At 38.2% G+C, this 14,666-nt stretch carries 16 protein-coding genes; 12 read left to right on the forward strand and 4 right to left on the reverse strand.

Features of this window, described 5'->3' with window-relative positions; all coding sequences use genetic code 11:
- Nucleotides 1-74 precede the first annotated feature (74 nt).
- The 6 genes from MKX57_RS09105 to MKX57_RS09130 all read left to right on the forward strand — a co-directional run bounded on the left by MKX57_RS09105 (nucleotide 75) and on the right by MKX57_RS09130 (nucleotide 4,573).
- Nucleotides 75-1,025 (forward strand): copper amine oxidase N-terminal domain-containing protein, encoded by a 951-nt coding sequence (locus tag MKX57_RS09105; RefSeq protein ID WP_342550921.1) that lies wholly within the window; start codon nucleotides 75-77, stop codon nucleotides 1,023-1,025.
- Nucleotides 1,026-1,134: 109 nt separating this feature from the next.
- A complete protein-coding gene (locus MKX57_RS09110; RefSeq protein WP_008175838.1) occupies nucleotides 1,135-1,668 on the forward strand; it encodes a cysteine hydrolase family protein in 534 nt (177 codons plus the stop codon).
- On the forward strand, nucleotides 1,658-2,203 hold the full coding sequence (locus MKX57_RS09115; RefSeq protein ID WP_089984850.1) for a GNAT family N-acetyltransferase: 546 nt from the start codon (nucleotides 1,658-1,660) through the stop codon (nucleotides 2,201-2,203). The genes MKX57_RS09110 and MKX57_RS09115 overlap by 11 nt, the downstream gene beginning before the upstream one ends.
- Nucleotides 2,204-2,225: 22 nt before the next feature.
- On the forward strand, nucleotides 2,226-3,107 hold the full coding sequence (locus MKX57_RS09120) for a DMT family transporter (protein ID WP_107921867.1): 882 nt from the start codon (nucleotides 2,226-2,228) through the stop codon (nucleotides 3,105-3,107).
- 633 nt (nucleotides 3,108-3,740) lie between these two features.
- On the forward strand, nucleotides 3,741-3,950 hold the full coding sequence (locus tag MKX57_RS09125) for a hypothetical protein (RefSeq protein WP_342550922.1): 210 nt from the start codon (nucleotides 3,741-3,743) through the stop codon (nucleotides 3,948-3,950).
- 86 nt (nucleotides 3,951-4,036) lie between these two features.
- Nucleotides 4,037-4,573 (forward strand): GNAT family protein, encoded by a 537-nt coding sequence (locus MKX57_RS09130; protein ID WP_008175843.1) that lies wholly within the window; start codon nucleotides 4,037-4,039, stop codon nucleotides 4,571-4,573.
- A gap of 71 nt (nucleotides 4,574-4,644) precedes the next feature.
- Here MKX57_RS09130 and fumC read toward each other — a convergent pair whose 3' ends face one another.
- Both fumC and MKX57_RS09140 read right to left on the reverse strand, forming a co-directional pair.
- Nucleotides 4,645-6,036, reverse strand: coding sequence for a class II fumarate hydratase (gene fumC, locus MKX57_RS09135; RefSeq protein ID WP_008175844.1), 1,392 nt, complete (start codon nucleotides 6,034-6,036; stop codon nucleotides 4,645-4,647).
- 275 nt (nucleotides 6,037-6,311) lie between these two features.
- Nucleotides 6,312-6,527 (reverse strand): hypothetical protein, encoded by a 216-nt coding sequence (locus MKX57_RS09140; protein WP_008175845.1) that lies wholly within the window; start codon nucleotides 6,525-6,527, stop codon nucleotides 6,312-6,314.
- Nucleotides 6,528-7,051: 524 nt separating this feature from the next.
- Here MKX57_RS09140 and MKX57_RS09145 point away from each other — a divergent pair.
- From MKX57_RS09145 to MKX57_RS09160, 4 genes are all read left to right on the forward strand, one after another.
- Nucleotides 7,052-7,780 carry an AAA family ATPase gene (locus tag MKX57_RS09145; RefSeq protein WP_107921869.1) on the forward strand — a complete coding sequence of 243 codons (729 nt, stop codon included), beginning with the start codon at nucleotides 7,052-7,054 and terminating at the stop codon, nucleotides 7,778-7,780.
- On the forward strand, nucleotides 7,777-9,000 hold the full coding sequence (locus tag MKX57_RS09150) for a GNAT family N-acetyltransferase (protein WP_008175849.1): 1,224 nt from the start codon (nucleotides 7,777-7,779) through the stop codon (nucleotides 8,998-9,000). Before MKX57_RS09145 ends, MKX57_RS09150 begins: the two co-directional genes overlap by 4 nt.
- Before the next feature lie 137 nt (nucleotides 9,001-9,137).
- Entirely contained in the window at nucleotides 9,138-9,305 is a 168-nt protein-coding gene (locus MKX57_RS09155; RefSeq protein WP_176489570.1) for a hypothetical protein, read from the forward strand.
- A gap of 511 nt (nucleotides 9,306-9,816) precedes the next feature.
- Nucleotides 9,817-11,028 carry an MFS transporter gene (locus MKX57_RS09160; RefSeq protein WP_096364218.1) on the forward strand — a complete coding sequence of 404 codons (1,212 nt, stop codon included), beginning with the start codon at nucleotides 9,817-9,819 and terminating at the stop codon, nucleotides 11,026-11,028.
- Between the two features lie 74 nt (nucleotides 11,029-11,102).
- Here MKX57_RS09160 and MKX57_RS09165 read toward each other — a convergent pair whose 3' ends face one another.
- A complete protein-coding gene (locus MKX57_RS09165) occupies nucleotides 11,103-12,485 on the reverse strand; it encodes a PLP-dependent aminotransferase family protein (protein WP_342550923.1) in 1,383 nt (460 codons plus the stop codon).
- 111 nt (nucleotides 12,486-12,596) lie between these two features.
- On the opposite strand from MKX57_RS09165, the gene MKX57_RS09170 reads away from it, so the two are divergent.
- On the forward strand, nucleotides 12,597-13,037 hold the full coding sequence (locus MKX57_RS09170; RefSeq protein WP_342550924.1) for a GNAT family N-acetyltransferase: 441 nt from the start codon (nucleotides 12,597-12,599) through the stop codon (nucleotides 13,035-13,037).
- 99 nt (nucleotides 13,038-13,136) lie between these two features.
- On the opposite strand, the gene MKX57_RS09175 is transcribed toward MKX57_RS09170, so the two are convergent.
- Entirely contained in the window at nucleotides 13,137-13,820 is a 684-nt protein-coding gene (locus MKX57_RS09175) for a class I SAM-dependent methyltransferase (RefSeq protein ID WP_171365392.1), read from the reverse strand.
- 229 nt (nucleotides 13,821-14,049) lie between these two features.
- On the opposite strand from MKX57_RS09175, the gene MKX57_RS09180 reads away from it, so the two are divergent.
- Complete coding sequence (locus MKX57_RS09180) at nucleotides 14,050-14,649, forward strand: CPBP family intramembrane glutamic endopeptidase (protein ID WP_171365391.1); 600 nt, start codon at nucleotides 14,050-14,052, stop codon at nucleotides 14,647-14,649.
- Nucleotides 14,650-14,666 lie beyond the last annotated feature (17 nt).

Genomic DNA, 14,666 nt, shown 5'->3' on the forward strand with positions numbered 1-14,666 from the left:
GGTCATATTGTAACCTTTTTCATATGAGGACGACTACTTCTATGAATTCGTGAAATGAAGGAGATGCTTTTTGTATGAAAATGAAGAAGGTCGTACCATTTGCTATGACAGCATTATTAGTAGGGAGCGCAATGGGCGTTCCAACTGCATCAGCGAGCGAGGTTGAGGCTGTTGTGAATACTTCAGAAACTAACGAGCAACAAGCTCAGCCAGTTTTTGTTAAAGTAACTGGAAAAGTTGAAAACGTTGATGTCCGTGACAACGCAACCTACTATACGGTGGTAGAAGGTGAACAGACGAATATTGTGGTTGTCGATAAAGATTCATTAGTATTCGACAATATGGGGAAAGAAGTGAAGCTTCAAAAAGGGGATAAGGTGTCAGCTTACTCTTATGCGAAAAAGCCTATGCTTGCTATTTATCCACCACAGTATAACCCAGAAGTAATTATTGTAGAAAAAGATAATATGGGCAGTGTGGAAGTCGATTACTTCGATAAAAACTTAATCGATACTGACAATTATTTGAAATTAAATGTGGGGGAAGATACAAAAATTGAAAGTGTTTCTGGCAAAGAGCTAAAAGCTAGTGATTTAGAAGAGCAGCACTTAGTAGTGTTCTATACAATCGCAACAATGAGTATTCCTGCCCAAACACCACCTTCAAAGGTTATCGTGTTAGATAATATTGAGAAGGAAGAGCCAGTTGAAGTGGACCCAGTGCCAACGCCTGAACCAACACCAGATAATGGACCCATTGAAGAGATTATTCAAAAAGATTTTTATGAAGTAGAAGGGACAAAAATGGTTCCTCTACGATTAATCGTAGAAAAGCTTGGCTTTGAAGTAGAAGTAACGCCTAAAGGTGCAATTATTTCTAAAGGTGCTGTTTCCTACACAATTACTCGTGGTCAAAAAGAATATGGCTATAATAAAGCGATTCGCCAATTTGACGTAGCACCTGCTTTATTAGAGAGTGGTAAAACATATGTGCCGGTTGAGTTTGTTGAAGAATTAATGAAATAAAGAGGTTGAAGTATCTAGCAAATCGCTAGGTACTTCTTTTTTTATATTTTCTTCCAATAAAAAATTCAGTACAATAATTAAGAAAAAGTCGCAAATAAAGGAGAATCCTATGAAACAAGCTCTAATCATTATCGATATACAAGAAGCCTTCTTTTTAGACAGCCAACAGAATCTATGGAATGACGAAATGGTCATCAACAATATTAATTCGTTAATTGCATGGGCGCGCCACAATGAAGTACCTATTATTTTTATTCAGCATACTGATGCCGAGGATGTAGACTTCGCTTACGGTCAGCCTGGATGGGAGCTATATCATGGTCTTCATCAACAAGCGGAGGATAAGGTGATTCAAAAACCAACATGGGATGCCTTTTTTCAAACTGAGCTTGCCCAATACTTGCAGGAGCAACATATTGAGCAATTAATATTTGCTGGTGCACAAACGGAGTTTTGCCTTGATACAACGATTCGTAGTGCTTTCAGTCATGGCTATCATCACAATATTTTAGTGGAGGATGCCCACAGTACATTATCTAATGATGTTCTTGCAGCACCACAAATCATTCAGCACCATGAATGTATCTGGCACAATCGATTTGTACGAATTCAGCCAGTTGCGGAGTTCCAGCATGCTGATTAACAAAAAAAACTATCAATATAAAGAGTTGTGCTATACGGTCCGTTGTGCCGAACCGGACGATGCCCAAGCCTTGTCAGATTTACGTTTACAATTAGATGGTGAAACGGAAAACTTTGACCGAGCACAAGGGGAGGGGTTCATTGATCGAGTAGGATTCGAGCAGCTCATTTCCAATGACCTAGCAAGCCCTAAAAATCTATGTTTAGTAGCAGTCGTTGGTGATCAACTTGTAGGATACTCAAGATGTGAGGGTTCTACATTGATAAGGCTTGCCCATAAGGTTATTTTTGGTGTCGGTGTCAGGAAGGATTTTTGGGGCTATGGCATTGGTAAAGCCCTGATGCAAGTATCGATCGACTGGGCAGATGCTAATGGTATTCAGAAAATGGCATTAGAAGTGTTAGAATCCAATGATAAGGCCGTTCAGCTCTATCAAAAATGTGGCTTTGAGGTAGAAGGTATTTTAAAACATGATAAGCGCCTCTCAGATGGACAATACTATCACACTATCATGATGGGCAGATGGAAGGTATAGGGAAGTTGAAGGAATTTACAGTATGACGAATTTTATGTATATATTTTGTTTAATCGTTTGGGGTCTTAACTTTATTGCTGTAAAAATACAAGGGACCCCCGTTAGTTTAGAATTATCGTTAACCTATCGTTTAGTCATAACAGCTCTATTATTTTTAATACTTGCATGGTTCATGAAACCACAGGGGAAACCACAAAAGCAGGATATTCCTTTTATCATTGTTTTTGGAGTTTGTAATTTTGCATTCAGTTATTTATGTTTGTATTACGCGACGATGCTCAGCTCAGCAGCCATGGTCACGTTAATTTTTTCATTAAAAGTGATATTAACGCCTATTGCTTTACGAATTTTTCTGAAAGAGCCGTTACATCGCCGTGTTCTTCTTGGCGGTATTTTAGGCGTTATGGGAGTGGGTGTATTAATCTATCCAACTTTACATAGTTTCTCAGGATTCGCTGATTTCAAAGGGATTCTGATTGCGTTTTTAGGAACACTATTGACAGCAATCGGTGATGCTAGTTCTGCCAGAAATGCGAAGCGCCAAATTGACCCGATATATGCCAATGCGATTGGTTTTGCTGTAGGTAGTGTGGTCATGTGTGGAATTGTTTGGATGGAAGGACAAAAAATGATGATTCCGACATCCATTACGTATCTATCGGCATTGCTGTATTTAACAGTTATTGCCTCGTTTCTGGCCTGGCTATTTTATTTAAAGCTAGTCGAAAGGATTGGAGGAGCCAAAAGTGGCTATATGGTCGCATTATTTCCTGTTATTGGCGGCATTGCCTCTGTTTTGATTGGTGAATCTACAGTAAGCATTTATTTGATCGTGGGCTGTCTATCCAGTTGTATCGGAGCGGCGATTGCCTTAGGGTTTAAAATTAAGCCTATTTTACGATGAACGAAAACCCTTATCTTTTCATAAACTAGATAAGAACGTTTGAAAAGGGTGAGGGAGTTGGCATTCGTTCCGAGAAGCAGAGAAAAAGATCAGGATCATTGGGATATCGATCGTTGGGAAAATGATGGTGGCAGCAGTATAGGGGGAAAGGGGAGGCATATTTGTCTCCCTAAAAATAGTTGAAACCTTTTTCATCTCTGTTCGTATGAATTAGTAGAAACAGATTAGATTTGAAAAGGGAGAACTGAAATTTTTGAGCCATTGAACAAAACGATTACTTTTAATTATTTACTTGATTGTTATTGCGGATGCGTATTACACAACATTGTATATGGAACCCAAAACACCACCGCAACATCAAACGATCAAAGCAACGGCTATTACCGTGAACATATTACGGTAGCAAGCCAAATAAAAAGAAACGGACAACTCGTCGTTTCAAACCGATGACCATTCAGCCATTTCAAAAGAAAATACTGGACGAAATGGTCATGTTCATAAAGAGTTTAGTCGTACGTCCATCAATACTTATATTTTTACGATATCAACAGCTTCGTTGCTGACGCCCTGTCCACTGACAGGGTTTTTTTATGATAAGCATCAAAATGGCATGAACCAAGGGGGGAAAAGGACATGACGAAAATTTATTTGATGACCATTACTAAAGGAAATGATGAGCAGGATTACGAGCAACAGATGAACGAAAAAATATTTGAGAGAAAGTCAGACCTAAAAGAGTATTTAAACAAAGAAGGCTATTTGAAAGAATCCATCTATCAATATGTGAAAATAACGGAAGAGTCTATATTTGTTGCTGAAATTCAAAAAATTAAACTTAAATAATAGTGTTACTAAAAAATAAATGAAGCAATTTTCGCTCTATTCATATAAAATATGGAAGATATAACATACTTGAAAGAGGTGGCCACATGTTCCCTACTTTAAATACTGATCGATTAGTATTACGAGAAATTACAGAAAATGACGCACAAGCTATTTTAAATTGCTTTTCTAACCCTGACGTATTACGTCATTACGGTCAAAATCCATTAACTAGTTTAGAGCAAGTTAAACAAATCATTAATCGCTTTTCAAAAAACTATGAGGAACAACAAGGTATTAAATGGGGGATAGAACTAAAGGGGAGAGAAGGCCTAATAGGTACTATTGGATTTCAAGAATGGTCAACAGAGCATAAGAAAGCTGAAATCAGTTATGCCCTTTTCCCTGACAGCTGGGGAAAAGGCTATGCACGAGAGGCATTGGACCAAGTGATTTCGTTTGGCTTTCAAGAGATGGCGTTATTGCGGATAGGAGCCATCGTTTTCACAGAAAATGATGCTTCTAACAAGCTATTAACAAAAGTAGGCTTCGAAAAAGAAGGCTTACTAAAGAAATATATGCATCAAAATAATGTGCCATATGATACATATATTTATTCTCTAATCAATATTGAAAAATCATAATCAACGTTCATGAAAAATAAAAGGATTGGGGACATAACCCCAATCCTTTTACCTATTTTGTTACACTTAAATCATTTCACGTTCGGATAAATCATTGTAGCTGGATCTACATATTCATCGAATTGTTCTTCTGTAAGCAGACCACTTGCGATAGCTGCTGCTTTTAACGTCGTGCCTTCTTTATGAGCTTTTTTCGCAATTTTTGCTGCGTTTTCATAGCCGATATATGGATTTAATGCTGTTACAAGCATTAATGAGTTTTGTAAGTTATGATCAAGCACTTCTTTATTTGGCTCAATGCCAATTGCACAATGGTCATTAAATGATTTCATTGTATCTGCTAATAGGCGAGTTGATTGTAAGAAGTTATAAATAATTACTGGCTTAAAGACGTTTAGTTCAAAATTCCCTTGAGATGCTGCGAAAGCAATCGTCGCGTCATTACCTACTACTTGTGTAACTACCATTGTCATCGCTTCACTTTGGGTAGGGTTTACTTTACCAGGCATGATAGAAGAGCCTGGTTCATTTTCTGGAATTGTGATTTCACCAATCCCTGAGCGAGGCCCACTTGCAAGCCAACGAACGTCATTAGCAATTTTCATTAAATCAGCCGCTAAAGCTTTAAGAGCACCATGCGCAACAACGGCTTCATCATGGCTTGTTAAGGCATGGAATTTATTCGCAGCAGAGGTGAATGGTTTACCTGTTAGCTCACTAATTTCCGCTGCAACACGATCCCCAAATTCTGGGTGAGCATTGATACCAGTACCAACCGCTGTTCCACCAATCGCAAGCTCTTTCATATAGTCGATATTTTGAAGAATCATGTGCTCTGATTTTGCCAGCATGGCTGCCCAGCCACTAATTTCCTGACCTAATGTAAGAGGTGTTGCATCCTGTAAATGCGTACGGCCAATTTTTATAATATCTTTAAATTGAGCTGCTTTGTCTTCCAAAGTCGATTTTAATAAACGAAGTCGTGGTAATAAGTAATCTTCCACTTTTAAAACTGCCGCAATATGCAATGCAGTAGGGAATGTATCATTCGAGCTTTGTGATTTATTGACATCATCATTTGGATGAATGCGGTCTGCCTCGCCAGCATCCTGTAATAGTTGGTTCGCACGGTGTGCAATGACCTCATTAACGTTCATGTTTGATTGTGTACCACTACCAGTTTGCCAAACAACTAATGGGAATTGATCGTCCCATTGTCCATTTAAAACTTCATCTGCAGCCTGTACGATTGCATTCGCTTTAATAGCTGAAAGCTTATCTAGTTTGTTGTTCGCGATTGCTGCACTTTTCTTTAAAATAGCCATGGCCTGCACAAGCTCAATTGGCATATGTTCCGTACCAATTTGGAAATTTTCTTTACTGCGCTGTGTTTGCGCACCCCAAATTTTATCAGCAGGTACTTTAATTTCACCCATAGTGTCTTTTTCAATACGATAATCCATGTCAAACAGCTCCTTTAGTATGTAAAAATCCTCCATATATACAGATAAAAACGGATACTCTTAGTCTGATGTAAGAATATCCGTTTGATACATGCTTATTCAAAAAAGAGGGGGATTCTGAAATAAGCAATTTGGAGAAAAGAAATAATCTATTGATAATGATAATTGTTATCAATTAAAATGTCAACCAATTTCTTTGAAGAAATAATGAGGTGAGAATAATTCGCAATAGTAGTATGAATATTCCCGAATTTGGTGGAAATAAACGTTATGGATTATCTCTTTTTCTTTCCTAAATCTTTAAGAGGTTGCTTTTTAGGGATTTTTTCAAAAATAATCTTCACATGATAGTGGTTGTCGTCAATTTGAAGCACTTCCGTTACTTTGGCTTTACGCCCTTTAATTCGAATATCCTCTTCGATGGCAGGGAGCTTGACGAGCAATTGGCTTAAGACGGACGTTTTATTTTCATAATAATGGGTAACAAACATTGTTCTTCACCTTCTAACATTTGATTGTTACTCAATTTATGAGGGGAGCCTAGTTTATAGAACTTTTATGGGTGGAAATAGGTGCACGGAGAAAAATTGTTACTCAAACAGCATGTAAGGACCTTGCCTGCAAGAATGCTGATGTTTTTGGGCATAATCATAGAACTCCTTTGAATATTGCTGGGAAATTACACTCTTCACAATTGAAAAATATCATTCATACGAAAATCGTGCTGCCACATAATTTTATGAAAATCAAAAATATGACATAATTTTACGGAATAAAATTGCAACTTTCGACATGTTTTTTATTTATTTCTCGGGAAATATCTATTACACAATGGTGGTATTGAGTGGGACTACTAGCACTCGATTTTACACTACTCCTGCTGTGAACTTTCATTGAAAAAATAATGACTTTATGATTTGTTTGACTATTCTTAATTCTTTTTCGTAAAAGAGGTAGTGCGATGACGTTTCAGCAGAGGAGTTGTTCGTTATAATAAGAGAAAGGAGGAAATGAAATGTATTTAAAATCATGTAAAGTGCTACAGGACACTATTCCTAATAAACAAATGTATCCTTTTAATATCCCGAGCTTGCAGGATTTACAGGAGTTGGAGTTTCCGACAAATGTGACATTCTTCGTTGGGGAAAATGGTTCGGGAAAATCAACATTACTGGAAGCTATTGCAGATCGGTGCGATTTTAATACGGCAGGTGGTGGCCGCCAAAATCTGTATGAAGTACATAAGGCAGAATCTTCACTGGGTGAATATATCCGTTTGTCGTGGATGCCGAAAATTTCAAATGGTTTTTTTCTTCGATCCGAAACATTTTATCAATTTGCCAGTCATATTGATTTGATAGAAGATCCAAGGAGATATAACGCTTTTGGTGGAAAATCTCTACATCACCAATCCCATGGGGAGTCTTTTCTTGCTTTATTTATGAATCGCTTTAAAGGTAAAGCCATTTATTTATTGGATGAGCCTGAGGCAGCATTGTCTCCAACAAGGCAGTTAAGCTTGTTAAAAATTATGAAGGACCTTGAGCATGAGGCACAATTTATTATTGCTACACATTCGCCTATTTTACTCGGTTATCCAAATGCAACGATTTATAGCTTTGACAATGGAGAAATTGAAACGATCCGCTATAAGGATTCCATTCATTACATTGTCACCAAGCGGTTTTTAGATGCACCACAAACAATTTTAAGTGAGTTATTTGATGAGGAGAGGGAATCATGAATCAACGAAAAGGCTTAGTCATGCGAGAAATTCGATTGGATGAAATGGCACAATCCATTGATTTATTGAATTATGTCTTTCAAATGTCGATGTCTATTCATAAGGACCGTCGTTTTGTGAATGCAAAAAGTAGACAATTTAATGAGGGACATGCTATCGGATGGTTTGATGGCTCACATTTAGTATCGCAAATTTTAAGTTTGCCTTTTGAGGTCAATGTCCATGGGAAGATTTATGAAATGGGGGGGATTACAGCAGTTGGCACCTACCCAGAGTATTCGGGCCATGGCTTGATGGAAAGCTTGATTATTGAAAGCCTACAAAGTATGCGCAACGAGGGACAATGTATATCCTATTTATTCCCATATTCAATTCCTTATTACCGAAAAAAAGGATGGGAAATTATGAGTGATATCGTAGAATTTCAGGTGAAGGATACACAGCTTCCGCATTATTCCGGACTCAATGGGAAAATTCGGCGTGTTGATCCGAAACATCAGGATGTTGTGGATATCTACGCCCGATATGCCGAAAAAACACATGGTGTAATGGTGCGAAATAGTATTGCATGGAATGAGAAATTTCAGGAGGATTTCTGGGAAGAGAAATTCATTGACAGTGATGTTAACCTTCAGGCTGCCGTCTACTACGATGAAGGAGATGTGGCGCAGGGCTACATGTTTTATCGTATTATGGAGGAAAATTATTATATTGATGAAATCGTCTATTTACAGGAAGAAGCACGTAAAGGGTTATGGAATTTTGTCTCTGCCCATAGTTCCATGATTTATAATGTCTATGGGAAAACGACAGGTAATGAAGCTGTAGCATTTCTATTAGAGGATAGTGAGATTATTCAAAAGGTCTCTCCTTATTTTATGGCGAGAATTGTTGATGTTAAAGAGTTTTTATTACGCTATCCATTTGTCAGTCAAAACTTTGAGCTTCAGCTAGCCGTAACGGATCGGATTGTCGCTTGGAATAATGGTACATTCATCATCAAAATGGTGGATGGTAAGCTGTCTGTCCAAAAGGTGAGCGAGACATTAAATGATAATGCTGTCCATTTAACGGTGCAAACCTTGGCCACTATGCTGCTAGGCTATAAACGCCCAAGGTATTTAGAGAAAATTGAACGGTTACAGGGACGTGCGGAGGAAATTGCCTTACTAGAGGACGTATTACCCGTAGGCATACCGACATTCATTGATTATTTCTAAGCGCGTGGAAACAGTTTTGGAGCTGAACTAATTTTTACATTAGTTCAGCTTTTAATGATCATCAAGACACTGCATATTTGAACAAGGGAGTAACTTTATATACATAGACAAACATGGATATAGAAGGGGGAATAGAAATGGATTTATTAGTCGGGAATAGAGCTAGGGGTTGGGCTTTATGGAAGGCTTTAATCACCTACGACTATCATAAGCTATCAAACAAAGCAATTGCAGATGAACAATGGAATATTATAAACGTCATCATGGTTGATCACCTCAAAAGTTTACTTTTTATCAATAGATGAATAAGGAGCATGTAGAAGTTGATTGGAACGAAGGGCGGCGACTCCTGCGGGAAAAGCGGGAAAGTCGAGATCCTGGACTGAGCGCAGCGAGGGAAGCAGCTTGACCCCGCCCGCGGAAAGCGTCCGCCCGTAGTGGAAATCAACGGCTTTACTTTATTTCATTGTAAAAGAAAAAAGACTATAGACAAACTCAAAATTCATCGAGTTTGTCTATAGTCTGAGAGCTGTTTAGACAGCTCTTTTTTTTATTTTGAACAATGAATCGGCTTAGCTTAAGAAGGATTAGTTATGGAATAAACTTAGGGTATGGTAATAATTTACTGTGGATGTGTAATATTAAAACAAACAATGCTATAATTCAATTAAATTTGTATGGATGATAAAAAACTTGTGATAAATCGATATCCCCCAGATTTATCCGCTAGATGAAAGGAGTCAAAGTTTAATGAATAGTCCAATCTAATATTCCCCGATGAAGCCAAAATTCGAATGTAATATCGGGGGATATAAAATGAAATTGAATAGAAATTTTTCTTTATTACTATTAGGTCAATCACTCGCTAATATAGGCGATGTATTATATATAGTCAGTGTTATAAGTACGATTTTTTTGTTGACGGATTCTGCAATTTCAGCATCGTTTGTGCCATTTACGATTGCTTCCTCTATGTTCATATCCAGTATGCTGACACCTCTTTTAGTGGAGAAACTAAATCTTAAATGGTTACTTGCTGGGTCACAAATCGCAAAAACCATTTTACTCTTTATTCTAGGGTTTCTGGTAATGGGATTATCAGCAGCTAATTATTATTTTATCTTTTTAATAATAGGGTTGATTGCTTTTTTTGATGGATGTGCAAATCCAATAAGACAGACATTGACTCCACACTACGTTAAACCTGAACAGCTACTTCAAGCTAATGGAATTTCCGAAACTATTACGCAGGTCATTCAAGCAGGTATGTGGTTCGTAGGAAGTTCATTATTACTGATTATGAGCTCTCAGCAACTGATTTGGTTAGTTGGATGTCTATTTGTATTGGCAAGTCTATTACTTAGCCTTTTAGAAAATGTAAACAGCCATGAATCGACGGAGACAAAAGGGAAACTAGAAAAGATGAAAGAGGGTTGGCAAACTTTATCAAATACGCCAGTTTTAAAAAGGATTGCTTGGATAGAATTTTTAGATACCATCGCTGCAACAGTTTGGATAGCCGCTATTTTATATGTGTTTGTCAACGACGCGTTGAACGTTGATGAAAAGTGGTGGGGCTTTATTAATGGAGCCAACTTTTTAGGTCTGATTTTAGGAAGTGCTTATTGTATAAAATTTTCTTCTGTTGTAGAAAAGAAAATAGGAACCTATATTTTTGTCGGCTCCTTTGCAAGTTTCATATTTACAATAGTATTTAGCATAAATAGCATTCCGATGATTTCCTTACTTTTATCATTTTGTGTAGGGCTTTTTGGACAAATTAAACAAATTCCTCAACAAACTGTAATACAAACCAGTGTATCAAAAGAACAGTTGTCAACTGTTTATACCTCATTAGGTGCTATCGGAACTGGAATTTTCGGCATTGGCTCTCTCGTTATGGGGGTAATTGCAGATTTAGTAGGAATTAGAATGGTTTTCGTGATTTCGGGGCTATTACTGGCGACAGTCAGTGTAATCGCACACAAAAATAAGCAATTGTTTGTTAGAAATGTTTTGAAACCATAAAATTAAAGAAGAAGTAGGACCATCCATTTTGATGGTCCTTTTTTATTGAACACAATGTACGAACTTGGTGTTATTTATGAGGACCATGCTTTTTTAAGTAATTGGACACCTAATTTAATTTCTTCCATTGTTAATGTGCTAAAGCCTAGCTGTAGCATCGGTTCTATACGGGCTTGATGGAGAAAAAACGGGCTGGTTGGATAAACTTTTACCCCGTGTGACTCGGCTTGTTGGATTAGCTGTTGTTCCGAGAGGGATGACTTTATTTTCACCAAAATATAGAGTCCTGATTGTTCACCTAAAACCGTGATTTGCTCCCCAAATTGTTGTTGTAGCTCCTGCACAAGGCAATGCATTTTTTGTTTATAGGTTAGGCGCATTCTTTTAATATGGCGGGTCCATTCGCCTTGGGCCATAAAATGAGCCATTGTGCGTTGATGTAGGGTGGATGCATTTTGTTCAAAATGAGCAAATTTTTCTTTATAAGGCTGCATAAGGGCATCTGGTAACACCATATAGCTTATTCGTATGCCTGGTAAAAAGGATTTCGAAAATGTGCCTAAATAAATGACCCGAGAGGGATCGATAGAGGCAAGAGCAGGGAATGGCTGTTGTGTATAACGAAATTCACCATCATAATCATCCTCAAGAATATAGCCATTCACTTTTTGAGCCCATCGTATTAGTGCTTGCCGCTGTTGAATGTTCATGGAGGCACCATATGGAAAATGGTGTGATGGTGTGACATACAATAGCCGTGAGCGACAAGTTGTTAAAATATCAAGCTGTGCACCTGCTTCGAAAACAGGTAAGGCCTCAATGTCAAAGTTATGTAATTGAAATGCCTCTCGAGCCCCATCATAGCCTGGGTCCTCCAGCAATATGCTGGGGAAATTTTCCTTCAATAAAAACCCAAGATACAGAAGCATTTGCTGTGTACTACTCCCAATAATGATATTTTCATTATTGGTATATAGGCCTCTTGCCTGCAGTAAATATTGGGCAAGCTGCTCTTTTAGCATAGGTTCTCCAAACAGTTCACCATATTGATAGCAAGTGGAATCCTGTAAAACCTGATTGGCGATTTGACGCCACGTCTTGATGGGAAAGTGCTGTTGATCGACAGCCCCTGCTTTGAAGTTTACAAGGAATGCTGTAGTATCCTTTAGTGGCTTCGATCGAATGGGCTGTGGCTGCTCTTGAAAGAAAACTTGCTCCAGCGCATTCACAAAATACCCTTTCCGACCTTCACCACGAATGTACCCCTCAGCTACAAGCTGATCATAGGCCGTTAAGGTCGTATTGCGGCTCACCTGCAATGTTTCTGCCAGCTTCCGAATAGAAGGCAGAGAATCATTTTTTTGCAATGTGCCCTCCATAATGAGGGTTTTCATTTGCTGATAGATTTGTTTATATTTGGCCTCTTTGTCGGTTAATAAAAAGATGAAATCGTCCATAACGCACCTCTTCGACATGTTGAAATGTTTGATACTGTCTCTTTTGAAATGTCAGATAATCTACTACCATCATACTAGAATGACAAATAAATTGAAATGGGGGAGTGGAATATGAATATTTGTACTGTGACACAGGCAACAATTGGGGAAGTGGTCCCGTTATTTAATGCCTATCGTGAGTTTTATGGACAAGCGACTGATTTAATACAAGCCGAGCTGTTTATCCAAGAACGTGTGGAAAAGGAGCAATCCATTATGTTTCTCGCATATTTAGATGGGGAAGCAGTAGGCTTTGCGCAGTTATTTCCTATCTTTTCATCCGTAGCTATGAAAAGGGCGTTTATTTTAAATGATTTATTTGTGGCTGGGCATGCCAGAAAACAAGGGGTGGCCAAAGCATTAATCGATCAATGCTACGTCTATTGCCAGCAGGAGAACGCTCGTTACATGATGCTCGAAACAGCAAGGGACAATGTCAATGCACAAAAGCTCTATGAAAAAGTAGGGATGACCATAGATGATCATGTTTATTATTACAGTATTTATTGGTGAAAAACAGGGCTGTAGTTTTTATAAGCCTTTATTTGTATGAAATCTATAATCCACCTGTTGAAAGACCCCCCATTTGAGCTAAATGGCGGGGTCTTACGGTTAGGCGTGACTCATCCAGCCAGCAAAAAGACCTGAACTGAAAAAGCGCGTAATCTGCTTAAATCCAGCCTCCTTCAATAATTCTTGAATGTCTTGATCGGATAGGAAAGAGATATTCATAATGACTTGTCCCATATCTTCAACTTTTGCTTTTTTATATCCTGCCTCTAAAAAGAAGCTTTGCCAGATTTTAATGCGATCTTGCAGTTCGTCACTATTACGATCACCGTAGGCACAAGCAAGGACAAAAGGTTTGCCAGGCTTTAATTGCTCATGAATGTTGTGCAGTAAGTTAAGTTTTTGCTGTCTATCTTCCATAAAATGCAGCACAAGGATACAGCTAGCCGCATCATAGGTTAATGGAGAGGAGGGCAAGGTATCAATGGTTCCTTGGAGAAGCTGAACTCGGCTTTCAATAGCTAATTGCTGTGCTTTATACTGAGCAATTTGCAGCATCTCTTCAGACGGGTCTATACCTGTAAATGTCCAGCTTGGATTAGAGGGTCCCCATGCGGACAGCTCATTACCGCCCCCAGCTCCTACAACTAGCAGGGAAGTTTCTTGCTCACCTAAATGAGCTCGGAAATAGGCTTGTGTCATGGCGAACAGAGTGTCATAAGCTGGTACAGAGATACGAGTACTTTGTTCATAAATGCGAGCCTTCTCTAATAAATGTGTCTTCATAGTCATTACCTCCAATGTATATTGCGTATATTAAAGACCTTGTTTGTCTGTAATTGAGTATATATTAAATTTAACCGAAGCACAATAATGAAATCTTACCCTATTATAATTAAAGTAAAACGATTAATACTTAATTTAAAGGATTAATAATTTAACGATTATCATTAAATTGTCATTGAATTTAATAGGTCTTTCTTCTACACTTAACGTAATGAATAGGGGGAGAAATATGATTAATGCAATTGTGCAAGTGGTGTTATTTTCAGTCATACCGTTTGTTTGGTGGAGTTTTACAGCTAAAAAGAAACAACTATTCCTCGAATGGTTAGGATTTCATAGGCCAGTTATTGTCGATAAGGGGAAATATGCCATGTTTTATATGCTTGCTATTGTCGTATTAGTGGTGCCTAATTTCGCTCTCGTCTTTTTTTACATGGATGGTTCCATATTAGCGTCCAATCAATTTACTGGTCTTGGCTTAGCGGGGGTCATACCCGCTCTTCTGTATGCTATGATTCAGACCGGCTTATCAGAAGAGATTTTGTTCCGTGGCTTTTTACTGAAAAGGCTGGCAAAGTCATTTGGTTTCCAGGTCGGAAATTTGCTACAAAGCCTCGTTTTTGGCTGTATCCATGGGGCTATGTTATGGACGGTATTACCATTTCCAATCATCTTGTTAGTTGTACTATCTACGGGGCTAGCAGGCTATGTGATGGGATGGATGAATGAGCGAGTTAGCGGGGGCTCCATCATGACGAGCTGGAGTATTCATAGTTTGACTAATTTAATGACTGCTTGCTTATCCATGTTTCAAATTCTATCTTTTTGACTTATTTGCATTTCTTT

Source organism: Lysinibacillus sp. FSL M8-0216, from assembly GCF_038595555.1.
In the GTDB taxonomy this organism is placed as follows: domain Bacteria; phylum Bacillota; class Bacilli; order Bacillales_A; family Planococcaceae; genus Lysinibacillus; species Lysinibacillus fusiformis.

Bases quoted from the DNA above. Each gene is read 5' to 3' on its own strand.
- MKX57_RS09165 (WP_342550923.1), bottom strand. From the start codon at position 12,485: ATGGACGATTTCATCTTTTTATTAACCGACAAAGAGGCCAAATATAAA.
- MKX57_RS09140 (WP_008175845.1), bottom strand. From the start codon at position 6,527: ATGTTTGTTACCCATTATTATGAAAATAAAACGTCCGTCTTAAGCCAA.
- MKX57_RS09160 (WP_096364218.1), top strand. From the start codon at position 9,817: ATGAAATTGAATAGAAATTTTTCTTTATTACTATTAGGTCAATCACTC.
- MKX57_RS09155 (WP_176489570.1), top strand. From the start codon at position 9,138: ATGGATTTATTAGTCGGGAATAGAGCTAGGGGTTGGGCTTTATGGAAG.
- MKX57_RS09105 (WP_342550921.1), top strand. From the start codon at position 75: ATGAAAATGAAGAAGGTCGTACCATTTGCTATGACAGCATTATTAGTA.
- MKX57_RS09115 (WP_089984850.1), top strand. From the start codon at position 1,658: ATGCTGATTAACAAAAAAAACTATCAATATAAAGAGTTGTGCTATACG.
- MKX57_RS09150 (WP_008175849.1), top strand. From the start codon at position 7,777: ATGAATCAACGAAAAGGCTTAGTCATGCGAGAAATTCGATTGGATGAA.
- MKX57_RS09145 (WP_107921869.1), top strand. From the start codon at position 7,052: ATGTATTTAAAATCATGTAAAGTGCTACAGGACACTATTCCTAATAAA.
- MKX57_RS09175 (WP_171365392.1), bottom strand. From the start codon at position 13,820: ATGAAGACACATTTATTAGAGAAGGCTCGCATTTATGAACAAAGTACT.
- MKX57_RS09180 (WP_171365391.1), top strand. From the start codon at position 14,050: ATGATTAATGCAATTGTGCAAGTGGTGTTATTTTCAGTCATACCGTTT.
- MKX57_RS09120 (WP_107921867.1), top strand. From the start codon at position 2,226: ATGACGAATTTTATGTATATATTTTGTTTAATCGTTTGGGGTCTTAAC.
- MKX57_RS09110 (WP_008175838.1), top strand. From the start codon at position 1,135: ATGAAACAAGCTCTAATCATTATCGATATACAAGAAGCCTTCTTTTTA.
- MKX57_RS09170 (WP_342550924.1), top strand. From the start codon at position 12,597: ATGAATATTTGTACTGTGACACAGGCAACAATTGGGGAAGTGGTCCCG.
- MKX57_RS09130 (WP_008175843.1), top strand. From the start codon at position 4,037: ATGTTCCCTACTTTAAATACTGATCGATTAGTATTACGAGAAATTACA.
- fumC (WP_008175844.1), bottom strand. From the start codon at position 6,036: ATGGATTATCGTATTGAAAAAGACACTATGGGTGAAATTAAAGTACCT.
- MKX57_RS09125 (WP_342550922.1), top strand. From the start codon at position 3,741: ATGACGAAAATTTATTTGATGACCATTACTAAAGGAAATGATGAGCAG.